The organism is Rhodanobacter lindaniclasticus (genome assembly GCF_004799035.1).
In the GTDB taxonomy this organism is placed as follows: Bacteria; Pseudomonadota; Gammaproteobacteria; order Xanthomonadales; family Rhodanobacteraceae; genus Rhodanobacter; species Rhodanobacter lindaniclasticus.
This window is the reverse complement of the sequence record NZ_MWIO01000033.1, coordinates 1-16,996: the sequence shown is the minus strand read 5'-3', so window position 1 is coordinate 16,996 and position 16,996 is coordinate 1. Positions and strand designations below refer to the sequence as shown.

Annotated in this window: 8 protein-coding genes; all 8 read left to right on the top strand. The window is 68.0% G+C overall.

Going from position 1 to position 16,996, the window contains the following annotated elements:
• Positions 1 to 4 precede the first annotated feature (4 nt).
• Positions 5 to 1,375: a type IVB secretion system protein IcmH/DotU gene (icmH, locus tag B1991_RS12725; protein WP_136259057.1), complete on the top strand. Its 1,371-nt coding sequence runs from the start codon at positions 5 to 7 to the stop codon at positions 1,373 to 1,375.
• Between the two features lie 5 nt (positions 1,376 to 1,380).
• Positions 1,381 to 4,908, top strand: a complete 3,528-nt coding sequence (gene tssM / locus B1991_RS12720) for a type VI secretion system membrane subunit TssM (RefSeq protein WP_136259056.1) — start codon at positions 1,381 to 1,383, stop codon at positions 4,906 to 4,908.
• Between the two features lie 4 nt (positions 4,909 to 4,912).
• On the top strand, positions 4,913 to 6,496 hold the full coding sequence (gene tagF / locus B1991_RS12715) for a type VI secretion system-associated protein TagF (RefSeq protein ID WP_168709639.1): 1,584 nt from the start codon (positions 4,913 to 4,915) through the stop codon (positions 6,494 to 6,496).
• Positions 6,493 to 7,209: a PP2C family protein-serine/threonine phosphatase gene (locus tag B1991_RS12710; RefSeq protein WP_136259054.1), complete on the top strand. Its 717-nt coding sequence runs from the start codon at positions 6,493 to 6,495 to the stop codon at positions 7,207 to 7,209. Before tagF ends, B1991_RS12710 begins: the two co-directional genes overlap by 4 nt.
• A 16-nt stretch (positions 7,210 to 7,225) precedes the next feature.
• A complete protein-coding gene (locus B1991_RS12705; RefSeq protein ID WP_136259053.1) occupies positions 7,226 to 11,626 on the top strand; it encodes a bifunctional serine/threonine-protein kinase/formylglycine-generating enzyme family protein in 4,401 nt (1,466 codons plus the stop codon).
• Positions 11,623 to 11,991: a hypothetical protein gene (locus B1991_RS12700; protein WP_136259052.1), complete on the top strand. Its 369-nt coding sequence runs from the start codon at positions 11,623 to 11,625 to the stop codon at positions 11,989 to 11,991. Before B1991_RS12705 ends, B1991_RS12700 begins: the two co-directional genes overlap by 4 nt.
• 326 nt (positions 11,992 to 12,317) lie before the next feature.
• Positions 12,318 to 14,003: a ShlB/FhaC/HecB family hemolysin secretion/activation protein gene (locus B1991_RS12695; RefSeq protein WP_425466688.1), complete on the top strand. Its 1,686-nt coding sequence runs from the start codon at positions 12,318 to 12,320 to the stop codon at positions 14,001 to 14,003.
• A 14-nt stretch (positions 14,004 to 14,017) separates the two neighbouring features.
• A partial coding sequence (locus B1991_RS18865) for a two-partner secretion domain-containing protein (RefSeq protein ID WP_342773783.1) occupies positions 14,018 to 16,996 on the top strand: 2,979 nt, incomplete at its 3' end.

The following is a 16,996-nucleotide window of genomic DNA, read 5'->3' as shown; positions in this document are numbered from 1 at the left end:
GCGCATGAGCAGCAACGGCCCCCATGACGACGACCCGCAGCAGGACCGGACCATAGTCCGTCCACGTGGTGCCCCAGCAACTGCCGCCCCCGTCCCTGCACCCGCTCCCGCTCCTGCACCGCTTCCGGCTGCCAGGCCGGCGGCGGCACGGCCCGTGGCGGGTCGGGACCAGGCGCCCGCGGCGGCGATCGGCGATTTCCTCGGCGCCGGCCTCAACACCCTGGTGCAGGCGGCCAGCCCCTTGCTGCTGTTGTCGGTGCAGTTGCGCAACAGTGCTTCGCAGCCCGACGCGGCGCGCCTGCGCGAGCAGGTCATCGCCCAGGTGCGCCAGTTCGAGAGCAATGCGCAGGCCGCCGGTATCGCGGCACAGACCATCACCGCCGCACGTTACGTGCTGTGCACCACGCTCGACGAGGCGGTGATGAACACGCCGTGGGGCGGACAGAGCGGCTGGGCGGCCAAGACCCTGCTGGTCGCGTTTCATGGCGAGTCGTACGGTGGCGAGAAGTTCTTCCTGATCCTGGACCGCCTGTGCGCGGATTTCTCGCGCCACATCGACCTGATCGAACTGATGTACATCTGCCTCACGCTCGGTTTCGGCGGGCGTTACCAGATCGAGGCCGACGGCCGCGCCAAGCTGGCCGATATCCAGGAGGAGCTCTACCGGCGCATCAAGGCGCAGCGTCCGCCCGCGGCGGATGAACTGGCGCCGCATTGGAAAGGCCTCGAGGATCGGCGCAACCCGCTGGTGCGCTACGTGCCGCTGTGGGTGATCGTGGCGGCCGGCGCCTGCATCCTGCTGGGCGCGTTCCTGTACTTCTACACGCGCTTGAACGAACTGTCCTCGCCGGTCAGCGCGCAGGTGGCGCAGATCGGCCTGCGCAGTGCGGTGCCGCCGGACGAGTCGCGGTTGCGCCAGACCCAGCCCAAGGTCGAGCGCAAGAGCCTCAAGCAACTGCTCGCGCCGGAGGAACAGGCCGGCGCGCTGACCGTGGAGGAGAAGCCCGACGGCTCGGCGCTGGTGCGGCTGGATGCGCCGGCGATGTTCGCCTCCGGCGGCACCGAGGTGGCGGCGCGGCAGATCCCGATGCTGCACGCGATCACCGCGGCGCTGAACCAGGTGCCGGGCCGGGTGGTGGTGGTCGGTCACACCGACGATCAACCCGTGCACTCGCTGAAGTTCAAGGACAACTACGCGTTGTCGGCGGCGCGCGCGCGTTCCGTGGTGCAGATCCTCAGCGAGGGCATCGACAACGCCGGGCGACTCGAATCCAGCGGAGCCGGTTCGTCGCAGCCGATCGCGCTGCCGCCGGATCTGCCAGCCAACCGGGCGCGCAACCGTCGCGTCGAAATTCTCTACAGCCCGGAGGACTGAACATCGTGGGCAAGCTTCTTGCGCTGTTCAAATCCCGCCTGTTCATCACCCTCGTCGGCCTGCTGCTGCTGGGTTTGCTGATCTGGTTCGGCGGCCCCTACCTCGGCTTCGGCGAGGCGCATCCGCTGGAGAGTCCGATCGTTCGCCTGCTGGTGATCCTGGTGATCGTGGTGATCTGGGCCGTGTGGATGCAGGTGTGGCAGATGCGCGTGCGCGGCAAGGCGCGGCAGATGGCCAGCGACCTCAGCGAGCAGGGCGCACCGGCCGCGGGTGGTACCGACGATCGCGCCGCCAACGAACGCGCGCAATTGCAGGGGCGCTTCCAGGAAGCGGTGGATACCTTGCGCAAGAACCGCAGCGGCGGCACCAATCTGTACGCGCTGCCGTGGTATGTGGTGATCGGTCCGCCGGGCTCGGGCAAGAGCACCCTGCTGCAGAATTCCGGGCTCAACTTCCCGCTGTCGAACAAGTTCGGCAAGGAAGCGATCCGCGGCGTCGGCGGCACCCGCAACTGCGACTGGTGGTTCACCGACGAGGCGGTTTTCCTGGACACCGCCGGGCGTTACACCACGCAGGATTCCGACCGCGGCGCGGATGCGTCGGCGTGGACGGAGTTCCTCAACCTGCTACGCAAGTACCGCAAGCGGCGGCCGATCAATGGCGTGATCGTGGCGATGAGCCTGTCCGACCTGCTCACCCTCGACGAAGCGGGGCGGCAGCAGCACATCATGGCGGTGCGGCAGCGGCTGGACGAACTGGCCAAGCACCTGCGCATCGGCGTGCCAGCCTACCTCGTGTTCACCAAGTGCGACCTGGTCGCCGGCTTCACCGAGTTCTTCGACGACCTCACGCCGGAGCTGCGCAGCCAGGTCTGGGGCATGTCGTTCCCGGTCGACCAGACCATGGCCGGCACCGCGGCCAAGCAGTTCCTGGCGGAGTTCAACCTGCTGCTGGAGCGGCTCAACACGCGCATCCTCGATCGCCTGCACCGCGAACGCGATCGCCTGCGTCGCGCGGCCATCCTGTCGTTCCCGCAGCAACTCGGCGCCTTGCGCGAGATCACCCGGCAATTCGTCGAGGGCGTGTTCACCGGTCACCAGTACGACGCGCCACTGCTGCTGCGCGGCGCGTATTTCACCTCCGGTACCCAGGAAGGCACGCCGATCGACCGCATGATGGGTGCGGTGGCGCGCACCTTCGGACTGGATGCTTCGCGCCTGCATGTGCCGGGCGCGCAAAGCCGCACCTTCTTCGTCGAACGCCTGCTCAAGGACGTGCTGTTCCGCGAATCGGGTTTCGCCGGTACCGACCCCAAGCTGGAGCGCCAGAAGGTGCTGCTGCAGGCGGCCTGCTACGTCGGCGTGCTGCTCGCCTGCGGTCTGCTGGTGTTCGGCCTGGCCACCAGCTATCGGCGCAACGGCAACTACCTGGCCGACGTGCACACGGCGCTGGCCAAGTATCCGGGGCAGAGCGATCTCTCGCTGGCGCCGAACCAGCAGGCGTATTTCGCGCTGGTGCTGGAGCGGCTGGAGGCGCTGTCCGCGGCGGTCGACGTGGCCGACCAGCACCAGGGCGACGTGCCGCTGTCGATGCGCTTCGGTCTGTACCAGGGCAATGCGGTGGGCGACGAAGTGCGCGATGCGTACTATCGCGAGCTAAACGCGATCCTGCTGCCTGGCGTGGCCTCGCAGTTCCGCGCCGGCCTGGCCGCCAACGCCGGCGACCCGCAGATGCTTTATTACTATCTGAAGGGTTACCTGATGCTGGGCGAGCCCAGGCATCTGGACCACGACCAGATCGTGGCGCTGGCCGGAGTCGAATGGCAGCGCCTGTTTCCGAATGATCCGGTGCTGCAGAAGGCGCTGAGCAAGCACTTCGATGCGCTGGTCGCGCACGAGGGGCGCCTGCGTCCGCTGAGCCTGGACGACAACCTGGTCGAGCAGGCGCGCAGCACACTGCGTACCGCCGACCTGGCCACCCTGATCTACGGCAACCTCAAGCTCACCGCCGGCAGCGGCAACTACCCGCCGCTGCGGCTGGACAAGGAGTTGGGCCTGCTCGGCAACGTGTACCAGCGTCGCAGCGGCAAGCCGCTGTCTGATCCGATCCCCGCGCTGTTCACCCAACCGGTGTTCAAGCATGAGGTGGACAAGGGCATCGAGCAGTCGGTGGCGCAGTTCGCCGCGGATGACTGGGTCTTCGGCGCCAACAAGATCGACGCGGTGCAGAAGGCTCAGCTCGCGCAACAGGTGCTCGGGCTTTATGAGCAGGACTACATCAAGGCGTGGGACGAAGTTCTCGCTGACCTGCAACTGCAGCCGATCAACAACATCCAGGACGCCAGCGCCATCGCCGCCAAGCTGGCCGGTCCCAACTCGCCGCTGAAGCTGCTGCTCAAGGTGGTGCGTGACAACACCAGCGACCTGATGCGCGCGCCGCCCGGCGATGCCGCCGACAAGGCCGAGGACGTAGCCAAGAAGCTGGCGCAGAAACGCGCCACGCAGACTGCGCTGGCGCGGGCATTGGCGCAGGCCGGTGCCACCGGCGCGGCAGGTGGCGACGCGGCCAGCGAGAAGCCGGGCAAGGTCATCAGCGACCATTTCGCCGAGATCGACAAGCTCACCGAGGGCGCGCCCGGCGCGCAGCCGATCGACCAGACCCTGAAGACGCTGGACGACCTCAGCAAGACCTTGCTGACCATGGGCGATTTCAGCAACGCCGCCGGCCAGCCCAACCCGCAGTTGCTGCTGGCCCAGCAGGCCGCCGCGCAACTGCCGCCGCCGGCCTCCAACTGGTTTGCCGCACTCACCGGCAAGAGTCAGGCGCTGGTGGCCAGCGGCACCAAGAGCGCGCTGGACGACCAGTACCAGCAGGCGGTGGGCAAGGACTGCGCCGATTTCACCCGCGGTCGCTATCCGTTCTCTTCGTCGAGCAACAACGACATCCCGCTGCAGAACTTCGGCGAGCTGTTCGGCTACGGCGGGCGCTTCGACAGCTTCTACAACCAGACCGCCGGCAAGCTGATCGACGCCAGCGGCCACAACTGGCAGTGGAAGACCGGGCCCGGCGCGATCAGCGGCTCGGCCGGGATGCTGGGGCAATTGCAGGGCGCCGACCGGATCAAGCAGATGTTCTTCCGCAGCGGCAACCTGCCGGAGGTCGATTTCACCTGGCTCACCCCGGTGCTCGATGCCGGCATCGGCAAGCTGGTGATCGACGTCGACGGACAGAAGTACGAGTATCAGCCCGGTGGCGCCACCAACGTCAGCATGAAATGGCCCGGGCCGCAGCCTGGCCGCGTGTCCATCTCCGCCTACGACACTGCCGGCAACCTGCTCACCACGTTCGACTATCGCGGCGACTGGGCGTTCTTCCGCGCGCTGCAGGCGGCCAACCTGCAGAAGCAGTCCGACCTGCGCTTCGTGGCCAGTTTCAATTTCGGCGGCCACGTGGCGAAGGTGACGCTGCAGGCCAACAACCTGAAAAACCCGTTCCTCAGCAATGCCCTGTCCAGCTTCCGGTGCGGAGGCTGAGCGCGTGCCGACCGCGGCCGCAGGCTTCTTCGGCAAGCTGCCCTGCGCGGGTGACTTCGTGCAGCGACGGCTGCCGGCCAGCTTCGTCGATGCCTGGGACCGGCATTTCGAAACCGCCGTGGCGTACAGCCGCGATGCCTTGGGCGATGCCTGGCACGAGGCATTCCACGCCAGCCCGGTGTGGCATTTCGCGCTCGCGCCGGGCGTGTGCGGCGAGGCCGCGTGGGCCGGCGTGATGGGGCCGGGAGCCGACCGTGTCGGCCGCTGCTTTCCGATGGTGATCGCCGCGCCGCTGAACGACGCTGCTGCCTCCATCCGCGATGGCGCGGGATGGTTCGAACGCGCGGAGCAGTTGCACCGCGCGGTGCAGGCCGATGCAGGCATCGGCGTGGATGACTTCGACGCGCATGTCGCAGCCTTGGGCGGCCCGCTCGACGCCGGCCAGCCGCAGCCCGATCCGTGGCATGAGGTGGATTGGACGGCAGCCAGCCACTGGCGCCTGCCGTTGCCCGCGCATGCTGGCGCGACGGCGGCCCTGGTTGATCTGTGGACGCGCCTCAGCAGTGTTCCCGGGTGCTGGTGCCTGTGGTGGACCGATGGCGCGGGACGTGTTCCGGCCAGCGTGCTGGTGACCGATGGCCTGCCGCGCGCCGAGGCTTACGCCGGCTTGCTCGACGCGGGGCAGGGCGCAGCCGCCTGGCGGACGCTGGGCAGCTTCGGGGTGGCGGCTTCGCGCGCGCCCGCGGTGAAGGCGATGGACTTGCCACCGCCGGTGACCTCCATCGACTCCTGGTTGCCGGACGATCTCGACCTGCTCGCCGACCTGGGCGGCAGCTCGCCCGCCGCACCCACGGCCATGCCGCCGGCTGACGTGACCGTCGCCGCGGATGTCGCCGTGGCGCCGGGCACGCAGAACGGGGCGGTCGCCGGCCTTGCCGTGCTGCAGCGACCGGATGTCGGCCTGAGCCTGGTGGCCGCCGAGGTCGGCGTGGCCGATCCGCGCCAGCAGGCGGTGGCGGCGGTGGCGGCGATTGCCGGTGACATGCTCGGCGCGGAACTGATCGGCGGCATGCAGGTGTTGCGCACGCGCATCATGGCGTTGAACCCGCAGCTTCGGCAGTTCGGCGAGGATCTGGTCGATCCGGTGCCGGAGGATTGCGCCGTGATCGCCGCGCACGTGGCCAACGGCCAGGCCGCCTTGCTGCGCATCGGCGCGGCCGCGGGTTGGCACTGGCGCCATGGCAGGCTGCAGCCGTTCTTCGCGCGCAGCGATGCGCCGCCCGCGGCTACCACGAGCAGCAGCGGCGACGACCTCGACGACCTGTTGTTCAACCCCGTATCGCTGGCCGCTCCCGGCCTGGGTGCGACGGCGCAACCGACCTGTGGCGAAGTCAGCTGCGCGCTCCAGGCCGGCGACCGGCTGCTGCTGATGGCATCGCATCCATTGTTGCAGCTGCCACCCGAGCTGCTGGCGCGCAGTCTCGCCGCAGGTACATGCAGCGAGGCCCGCACGCGCATCGCCGCGGCGGCCGGATTGGGCACGAATCCCGACAGCTGGCCGCTGGCGGTCATCGAGGTGCACGCATGACCACCCGCTATGTTTCCGCCGGCCGCACGGTGACCGGCAAGGTGCGCAAGCACAACGAGGACGCCATCCTGGTGCGCGACGAAGTCGGCCTGTGGGTGGTGGCCGACGGCCTGGGCGGCCACGCCGCCGGCGACTACGCCAGCACGATGATCGTCGAGCGCCTCGGTGCGCTGCCAAGAACCGGCAGCGTCTTCGATTTCATCGAGTCGATCGAGGACGCCCTGGTCGGGATCAATGCGGAGCTGCTGCAGACCGCCGCCGCGCGCGGCGTGGACCTGATCGGGTCGACCGTGGTGGTGCTGGTGCGCGACACCGATTTCACCTTGTGTGGCTGGGTCGGCGACAGCCGGGCGTACTGCTACGAGGACGACCGGCTGAGCCAGATCACTCGCGACCACGTGCATGGCGGCGATGTCGACGTGACCCATTTCGGCGCCGCGCCGCCCCCCGCTGCCGGCTCAGGCGTGTTGACCCGTGCCGTGGGCGCCGAAGAGCAGCTGTTCGTCGACTGGGTCGTGGCGGGGAGCCGGCCCGGCACCTCGTTCGTGCTGTGCTCGGACGGCATCAACAAGGAAATGTCCGACAGCGAACTTCACGAGCAGTGTCGTGCCCATCCGCAGCCGGAAGATCTGGTGGAGAGCCTGTTCGAGCTGGCCCTGGGCCGCGCCGGACGCGACAACATTTCGGCCGTCGTCGTCGGCCTGCAAGCATGAAGACACCAACCAATCCATGAATCCCATCGCCGAACTGGTCAGTGCCTACCAGGCCGAAAAAATCAAGCTGCCCGCGCTGTTCGAAGCGCTGGGCGGGCTGCCGTCGTTGTCCGTCGACGAGCATCGCGCCGGCGTCGAATGGATCGGCCAGGAGCAGGCCGCGGGCCGGATCGATCCGCTGATCGCCAAGGCCTTGCTGGCCAAGCTGGCGACGCTGCAGCCGGGCCCGGCGAGTGCGGACGAAGACATCACCATGGTCAAGCCGACCACCCGTCGACCACCGCCATCGCCGTCCGCGGACGATGAGGCCACCCGCGTGGCGCCGCCCTCGCGCCCGCCGGCGCCGCCGCCGCTGGACGAGGCCACCGTGGTCAAGCCGACGTCGCGGCCACCGCAGCCGCCGACCGACGAGGCCACCATCGTCAAACCGGTATCCAGCGCGCCGTTGCCGCCGCGCGAGGGACAGACCACCAGCCATACCGGCACCCAGGGCACGCGTCAGGGCATGACCGGCACCAGTTCCAGCATGGGCAGCCAGTCCAGCTGGCAGCACATCGGCGACGCGGAGGCTACCGATTTCGTCGCAGTGGGCTCGCTGCTCAAGGGCCGCTTCTATCTCGAACGCGAGATCGGTCGCGGCGGCATGGGCGTGGTGTACAAGGCGCGCGACGAACGCAAGGTGGAGGCGCGCGATCGCGATCCGTACGTCGCGGTCAAGGTGCTGAACGACGAGTTCCGCCGCCATCCCGATTCGCTGATCTCGCTGCAGCGCGAGTCGCGCCGCTCGCAGCAGCTGGCGCACGACAACATCGTGCGCGTCTACGATTTCGACAAGGATCGCACCATCGTCTTCATGACGATGGAGTACGTCGACGGCTCCGACCTCAAGCAGCTGATCCGCGAAAAGGCGTACAACGGCATGCCGCTGGAGCAGGCGCGCCCGTTGATCGAAGGCATGGCGCACGCGCTCAGTCGCGCGCACGCCGCCGGCGTGGTGCACTCCGACTTCAAGCCTGCCAACGTGATGATCACCCGCGAAGGGGTGCCCAAGGTGTTCGACTTCGGCATCGCCCGTGCCGGCAAGCACATGGGCGATGCGGTGGGTGAGCAGACCGTGTTCGACGCCGGCACGCTGGGCGCGCTGACCCCGGCGTACGCCAGCCTGGAGATGATCCAGGGCAAGGACCCGGTACCCAGCGACGACGTCTACGCGCTCGGCTGCGTGGCGTTCGAACTGCTCACCGGTACCCACCCCTACGGCAAGGTCAGCGCCGAAGTGGCGATGCGCGAAGGGCGCAAGCCGCCGCCGGTGAAGGGCCTGACCAAGCAGCAGTACAAGACGCTGTGCGCCAGCGTGGCGTTCCGTGCCGAGGACCGTCTGAAGAGCGCCAACGAGCTGGTGGACGGCCTGCGCGACGTGAGCTTGCGCGAGCGTGCGCTGCCGTTCCTGATCTACGGCGTGCCGGCGGTGCTGATCGTCGCCGGCGGCGCGTGGGGCTGGATCACCTGGCGCCACGACCACCACGTCAATGAAGTGATCCAGCGTTTCACGTTGACCCGGCCGGATCGCTATGCCAGCGAATCGCAGGCGTTGCAGGCGCTGGACACACTCAGCGATGACGACCGCAAGCGCATCGTGGTCGACCAGGGCGACCTGATCCAGAAGTTCCTGCTCAGTCGGCTCGACGCGTACTGGAACCCGATCGAGGGCCGCTATGATTACGCGGGCACGCAGAAGGTGTTCAAGCTGCGCGACGACCTGAAACTGTATTCGCCCGCGCTGGACATCAAGCGCGGCGAAATCGAGAAACAGCGCAACGACCTGCTGAACTCGCTCGACACGCAACTCAGCCAGCAGATCGGCGCCGGGGCGATCTTCGAGAATCAGCCGGACAACGTGGTCGGCACGCTGGACAAGATCCGCGCCATCGACCCGACCAGCGCGCTGCTGAAGAACACCGAGCTGGAGCTCAAGTACGACGCGGCGATCGGCAAATCGCTGGATGCCGGGCAGGTCGACCAGGCCACGACCGAATTCAAGCTGGCCAGCCGCCTGTTCCCCGATTCGACGCGAATCAGGCAGCGCGGCGCGCAACTGGATGAACTGGGCAAGGCGCTGGCCGCGCAGCAACTGGCGCAACAGCAGGCCGCGCAGCTGCAGCAGCAGCGCGAGCAGAGCCTGCTTTCGCTCAGCGGCCTGCTCGATCATCCCGACAACAGCGACGACTGGCGCAACCGCGCCGCCACCGCTTACGAGGGCGCCGCCAAGCTGCTGGCCGACGACGCCCGCCTGCCGGCGCAGGCCGAGCGCCTCAAGCAGGCGCTGGCTGCCCAGGCCGCCGAACGCCAGGGCGCTGGCGATCTCGACGGCGCCATCGCCATCGCGGGTTTCGGCGTCAACCTGTTTCCCGGCGACGCCGACCTGTCCTCGACTCGCCAGAAACTGCTGGAACAGCAGAACCAGCTGGCGCAGAAGGCCGCCAGCGAAGCCCAACGCAATGCGCTGGCCAAGCGCCGTGTCGACGACCTGCTGGCCAAACCGCTGGGCACGGCTGTGTGGCTGCAGGATGTCAGCGGTGCGTTGGGCACTGCGCGCGAGCAGATGGGTGTCAGCGCACCGGGTTACGCCGAACTGCGCGGCAGCGTCGATGCCAGCCTGATCAAGCTGGCGCGCGAGCGGATCGCCGCCGGCGATCTCGATGACGCCCAGCGCATCGTCCAGGCCGGCCAGCGGATGGACTCGGCCGAAGGCGGCTACGTCACCGTGCAGGCCGAGGTCGCTGCGGCCCGCAACGCTGCCCAGGCGCGCCAGCTACAACAGCAGGCGCAAGCCATTGCCGCTGCCCGCGCCACACTGGCCGGTCTCGCCGCCAAGCCTTTGCTCACGCCCGACTGGCAACAGGCCGTGGCCAGCGCGATGGCCTCCCTCAGGGGCGATACCTCGCCGGAAACCACCCGGGCGGTCGGTGCACTGGCCAACTCGATTGCCAACGTGGCCGCCTCGCAGGCCGATCCGCAGCACCTGCCGCAGGCGCGCATGGCGGTGGATTTCGGCCTGAAATACGTGCCGCAGTCACCACGCCTGCTCGCCGAGAGCGTCAAGCTGGACGCGCTGCAGGCCGACCTGCAGGCGAAGGCGGCGCGCGAGAGCGCGGACGCGGAAGTGAAGTCGCGCATCGAGTCGATGCGCAGCGCCGCGGCGGCCGCCGACGTCGGCAAGGCGAGCCAGTCGCTGGCGCGGATCAAGGCGTTGCAGCCGGACAATCCGTTCCTGCAGAACGAGGGCCCGAAGCTGCTGGCCGATGCCTATCTCGGCCTGGGCCAGGAAACCTTCCAGAAGGGTCGCTACGAGAAGGCTGCCGAAGTGCTCGGGCAAGGCTTGCAGGTGCTCGGCGGCAATGCCCAGCTGCGTGCGGCGAAGGCACGTTACGACGTGGTGGCGGCGATCATGGCCGCGGCCCGGCAGCCGACCAGCACGGCCGATTACGCACGGTTGAAGCAGCAACTGGCGAGCGTGCGGCGCAGCGATCCGAAGGCGCTCGCCACGCTCGAGTCGGACATGCGCATTCGTGGCCAGTTGGCCGGCAAGACGCTGGAGGAGCAACTCGACCGGGTCAAGCCGAGTGCCGCGGCGGCGCCGGCGCCGGCACCCGTCACGCCCGTCGTGCCGACGCCGGCCGCGGAGCAGGGCGCCCTGCCGGGTCGGCCCGTACCGGTCCCCCGGCCCGGCGCGCCGACGCCGGCGCAGCCGGGCAAGGTCGCCAATGCGCCGAGCGGGCCGAGCGGTCCCGATCCATGCGCCAAAGCCGGGATGGCGGGGACCGGCAAGTTCTGCCGCGACAGCGTCGGAACGTCGTACGGCCCCTTCCTGGTGGTGGTGCCTGGTGCGAGCGGTGGACGGCCGTATGCAATGTCGCGGGCGGAGGTATCGATCAACGAGTTCAACGCGTTCTGCCGCGCGTCCGGCAAGTGCGCAGCCAAGTCGGTCAGCGATCCGGATCTCGGCAATGCGCCGATCACCAACATCCCGCTCAGCCAGGCGCAGGCCTATGCGCGATGGCTGAGCGACATCAGCGGCTTCAGCTATCGCCTGCCGACCGATGCCGAATGGCTCAATGCCGCCAGCGCCGGCGGCCGCTTCAAACAGGCCGAGGACAGCAACTGCGTGCCGCCGTCGGCTGGTGGCGGCGACGGCAGCGGCGCGCTGGTTTCCGCCCGCGGGCGTTCGCGCAATCCGTGGGGTCTGGTCAACATGACCGGCAACGCCTGGGAGTGGGTCGTGAGCGGCGGCAGCGTGGCCGTGCGCGGCGGCAGCTACACCAGCTACTGGTCCGACTGCAGCGTGGGTACCCAGCGCAGCGATGGCGGCTCGCCGCAGCGCGATGTCGGCTTCCGCATCCTCAGGGAGGTGAAATGATCGATCTCGCGGAACGCCGGCGCGCCGCCAACCAGGATCTGCGCGTCCTCGACGAAGCCCATCGGCTCGGCCGGATCACCCGCGCCGAATATCGCGCGCGGCGTCGGCGGTTGCTGGAAAGCCTGTACGACCCCAGCGCGGTGGTCACCGCCCGCAATACCCTGGTGCCGCCGGCGGCCACCACTACCCCGCGACCGCGCAGTGCGGCCCCGCCGCGTGACGATGCTTCCGCCGACTCGGCCAGTCATGCGCTGACCAGTCTGCTGGCGATGCGACCGGCCACGCGCTGGAAGTCGGTGGGGGTCGTCGTGCTGCTGCTCGTCATCGCATTGGGCGCGCTCGCCTACGGGTTGTTGCACGGCTAGCTTGCGCCGGGCTGTCGGTTCACCGGCATCGGCTGCTGCGACGCGTCACGAGGGTGAGACGGAGGGCGAAAAAATCGCTCGCCAAATCGCCGTGTGCAAGTCCATGGTGACTGGTTCCGCGACGCGACGAGGGTGTATCCTGATCGGACGATCCAAGCCTGGGGGCAGCAATTGCCCCATCCGTGGGGGGCTTCGATTTCGCAGCCGGCACGCCTTCGATGTCCAGGTGCGCCGTCAATGGAAAGATGATGCAGCCGGGGGAGTGTATCGTGCGAATTGTCCGTCTCGCAGCAGCGTTGACATCGGCCTTGGCATTCACCGGCGGCGTGGTTCACGCCCAGGAAGCGGCGACGGCTGCGCCAGGCAAGACTCCACCCGCATCAACTTCGACTCCCGCACCGACGACGCCATCGCCGCCGCCGGGCGGCGTCGTTCCGCCGGTACGCGATCGCGATGCGGCGGCGGTGCAGACGGTCGCGGTGCGCGGCTTTCGCGTCAGCGGCGTCGGCAGCCATGCGCAACTCGGCATCACGCCGGCCAGCATCCAGCAACTGGCCGACGCGCAGTTCCGCGAGCTGGCCGCAGGTGCGGGCACGGCCGAGCTGAGCTTCGCCCAGATGCAGGGCGTCGCGGACAAGATCACCGAGCGTTATCGCACCGCCGGCTTCATCGTCTCCAACGCGTTCCTGCCGGCACAGACCATCGGCTCCGATCAGATCGTCGGCATCCAGGTGCTGGAAGGGCAGATCGGCAAGATCATCGTCAAGGGCACCAAGCGCTATCGGCCGGGCGTCATCTCGGCGGCAGCGCAGGAATTGCGCGGCAAGCCGCTGCTGAAGAGCGACGTCGATTCCGCCTTGCTGTATGCGCGCGACCTGCCCGGCGTCACCGTGGCCTCGACCTTCCAGCCCGGCGAGCAGACCGGCGACACCGACCTGATCATGATCGCCCACGAGAAGCGGCCGGTTCAGTTCACCCTCGGCGCCAACAACTACGGCACCGACCTGACCGGCAAGTACCGCGTGCAGGCCGGCATGGAGTGGGCGAACCCGTTGCACCTGGGCGACACTTTCACGGCCAACGTCGATTACGCGCTCGATCCCAGCGACAACATCTACGGTGCGCTGACCTACCGGGTGCCGGTGGGTACGCCGGGGCTGTCCGTGGTGGTGGGCGCGTCGCGCAACGAGCTGCAGATCAACACCGGCACCTTCGCCGCGCTCGACGTCAAGGGCCCCAGCTCGCTCTACTACGGTGGCCTCGACTGGAAATACATCAATCGCGACGACCTGCAGCACGTGGCCACCCTGCACGTGCTGAGGGAACGCTCCCAGCTCGACAGCCTGGGTTTCCACCTGTCCGACGAGAAGTTCACGGTGGCGGAAACCACCTGGGGCATGCTGCACACAGACCGTCGCTTCCACGGCGTGGATATCATGCAGGTGGGCCTGCGCAAGTCGATCAGGGATGATTCGCGCGAGCCCGACCTGATCAGCCCGCAGCATGACCGCAGCTTCCTCGTCGCGAAGCTCTCCTACACCCGGCTGCAGTTCCTGACCAAGTCGCAGCGCCTGAACTTCAAGTTCATCGGCCAATACACTCGCGATGCGCTGATCCCGCTGGAGCAGTTCGCGATGGGCGGCCCGGACAGCGTGCGCTCCTATCCGATCGCCGACGCCCTGCGCGACCGCGGCTTCTACACCGCGCTGGAATACCACGTCGACGCCCCCGGCTTCGGCGACAAGGTGTCGCCGTTCTATGGCCGGCCGTGGCGCGAGCTGCTGGAATTCGAGGTGTTCTACGACTACGCCAAGGGCTACTCGGCCGGCGCCAACCGCATGACCACGCCGGACAGCGCCGAGCTGAGCGGCGCCGGTGCGGGCTTCATCTTCCGCCTGCCGCGATTCAAGCAATTCGAGCTGCACTTCGACGCGGCCAAGACCACCAGTTCGCAGAACGCGTCCAACGGCAAGGGTTTCCACATCTATACCCGCTTCAGCTTCACGTTCTGAGGGATGACGACGACATGAGCAAGCACATCAGCACCCGGCGTGAATCGCGCAACGGCGCTTCCGTGGATCGGATCGCGCGCTTGCCATCCGGCAGCCTGCCGCTGCGCAGGACGTGGCCGATCAGCCTGTGCATCGGGCTTGCGATCGGCTCGATCGCCGTCAGCCCTGACGCCTTTGCCGGCGGCCCCACCGGCGGCACGGTGGTCGGCGGCACCGGCAGCATCACCCAGAGCGGCAACGAGACGGTGATCAACCAGATCTCGCAGCGACTGGCGCTGAACTGGGAAACGTTCAACCTCAAGGCCAACGAGTCGGTGCTGTTCAACCAGCCGGGGCGTTCGGCGGTGGCACTCAATCGCATCCTCGACCAGAACCCCAGCCAGATCTTCGGCAAGATCAATTCGAACGGCCAGGTGTTCCTGATCAACACCCACGGCATCATCTTCGGCGCCACGGCGCAGATGAACGTCGGTGGCCTGATGGCCAGCACGCTGGACCTCACCCCGAAGGATTTCCTTGCAGGCAACTACAGCCTCAACGCCGTCGGCGCCGGGGCGGGCATCGTCAACCACGGCCTGATCCAGGCCGCCAGCGGTGGCTCCGTCGCGCTGGTCGGCGGCAGCGTGGCCAACCACGGCGTGATCCTGGCCAATTACGGCAGCATCAACCTCGATGGCGCCGAGCATGCCGTGCTCGATTTCGACGGCAACGGCCTGATCAACATCCAGATCACCGGTGAACTGAAGCAGCGCCTGGACGCCAGGGAAACGGCAGTCAGCAACACCGGCACCCTCAAGGCCGAAGGCGGCACCGTGGTGCTCCAGGCCTCGGCAGCCAAGGACCTGTTCACCAACCTGGTCAACAATTCCGGGGTGATCGACGCCAGCGGCATCAGCACCGACGGCGGCGTGGTGCGGCTGGTGGGCAGCGGTGGCAACGTGGGCAGCAGCGGCAGCATCGCCACCACCGGAGACCACGGCGGCCGGATCGAATTGCTGTCGGACAAGGACGTGATGGTTACCGGCGGCATCCTGGATGCGTCCGGCCGGTCGGGTGGCGGCGCGATCCGTGTCGGTGGTGGCGTCCGGGGTGGCGAGGGCCTTCCGGTGGCCGCGCGCAGCTACGTTGCGTCGGGCGCATCGCTCAACGCCGATGCCACGGGCAAGGGCGACGGCGGCAGCATCGCGGTGTTCTCGCGTGACAACTCCGTCGTCGCCGGCAGCGTGTCCGCGCGTGGTGGCGTCGATGGCGGCAATGGCGGTTTCGTCGAGACATCGAGCCATGGGGCGCTCACGGTCACCGGTACGCCGCAGGTCACGGCGCGCCATGGCGGCGGGGCGGGCGGCAACTGGCTGGTCGATCCCAACAACATCGACATCGTCGCCGGCAACGGCAACACGAACATCAACGCCGCCGATCCCTTCGTTTCGACGGACGACGGGGCGTCGCTTGGCGTCGACCTGATCACCGAAGCGCTGGCCGGTGGCGCCAGCGTCACGATCACCACGGGGACCGGCGGCGCCAACACCGAACCGGGCGACATCACGCTGGACGCCGACCTCGATTACGACGGTACCGGAGCCGGCACCCTCACGTTGGATGCGGCCAACGACATCGTCATCAACAACTCGATCTCCGATTCGGACATCGCGACCGTCGACTCGCTGAACCTGTCGCTGCTCGCCGGCAACAACATCGTCCTCAACAACGACATCGCACTGGGTACCGGCTCGGCCACGCTGACCGCGACCGCCGGGAGCATCTCGCGCACCGCGGGCACGATCAGCGGCGATGCGTTGACTCTCACCGCGGGCGGTACCAACGGGTCGATCGGGGCGTCGGATGCCATCCGCACCAATGTCAGCAGCATAGTGTTCAGTGCGAACGGCAACGGCGCAGTCAACATCATCGAAGGCAACGGTGCGAACGTCAGCGGTACCGCCGGCGGCGGCAATGTTGCCATCACCAGCACCACGAGCGATCTCGGCGTGGTGGGTACGGGCATCGGCACCGCCGGCGGTGCGGTGACGCTCGAGGCCTCCGGGAGCGGCGCGCGCATCAACATCGGCGGAGGCGTCGCGGTCGATACCACCAATGGTGTTGCTGCCGGTGCAGACGTGACGCTGGTTGCGGACAATGCCGACATATTTGGAACCATCAATGCCGGCACCGCCGGCATTGCGACCATCCGGCAGGCTACCGCGGGAAGACCGATTTCGCTGGGCCCCGACGCCCCGGATCCGGCGCCGCCCCAACTGGGCGTGACTGCTGCCGAATTGGACCTGATCACCGCCAACACGATCGTGATCGGTGACGCCAATAGCGGCAACTTGAGCATCAATGAGGCCATCGCCCCGGCCCACGCCACCACCCTCTCGCTCAATACCGGAGGGTCCATCTCGCAGGTGACCGGGGCCGCCATCACGGTGGACACCCTGATCGGCAGTTCGGTCGGCGCCACTACGCTGGGGGAGGGCAACCACATCGGCAATCTCGGAGGGTTCACCGCCTCGAGCTTCAGTCTGGCCAATGCCGATCCCCTCACGCTCGTCGGTGATGTAACCACCGGCGGAGCGCAAACCTACGATGCGGCGATATTGCTGGGCAGCAATACCGTCCTGACTGCGACCAATGGCGCGGTGAGCTTCGCCGGCACGGTGGACAATGCGACGACCACCGCTCGTGCCCTGACCGTGAACGCAGGCAGCGGGGCGGTGACGTTCGGCGGGGCGGTAGGTAGCGATCCCACCAACGGTGCGCTGGGCGCGCTGATCGTGAACAGCACCGGCCTGACGAGCTTCGGCAACGTGGCGGCCGCCAGCCTGGCGACGAATGCCGGCGGCAGCACGCTGCTTGGCGGCAATATCACCACCAGCGGCACGCAGACCTACAACGACGTGGTGACGCTGGGCAGCAATGCCGTCCTGACCAAGACGAACAGTGCGGTGGATTTCGCCGGCACGGTGGACAATGCGAGGACCACCGCTCGTGCC

Bases quoted from the DNA above. Each gene is read 5' to 3' on its own strand.
- icmH (WP_136259057.1), top strand. From the start codon at position 5: ATGAGCAGCAACGGCCCCCATGACGACGACCCGCAGCAGGACCGGACC.
- B1991_RS12710 (WP_136259054.1), top strand. From the start codon at position 6,493: ATGACCACCCGCTATGTTTCCGCCGGCCGCACGGTGACCGGCAAGGTG.
- B1991_RS12705 (WP_136259053.1), top strand. From the start codon at position 7,226: ATGAATCCCATCGCCGAACTGGTCAGTGCCTACCAGGCCGAAAAAATC.
- B1991_RS12700 (WP_136259052.1), top strand. From the start codon at position 11,623: ATGATCGATCTCGCGGAACGCCGGCGCGCCGCCAACCAGGATCTGCGC.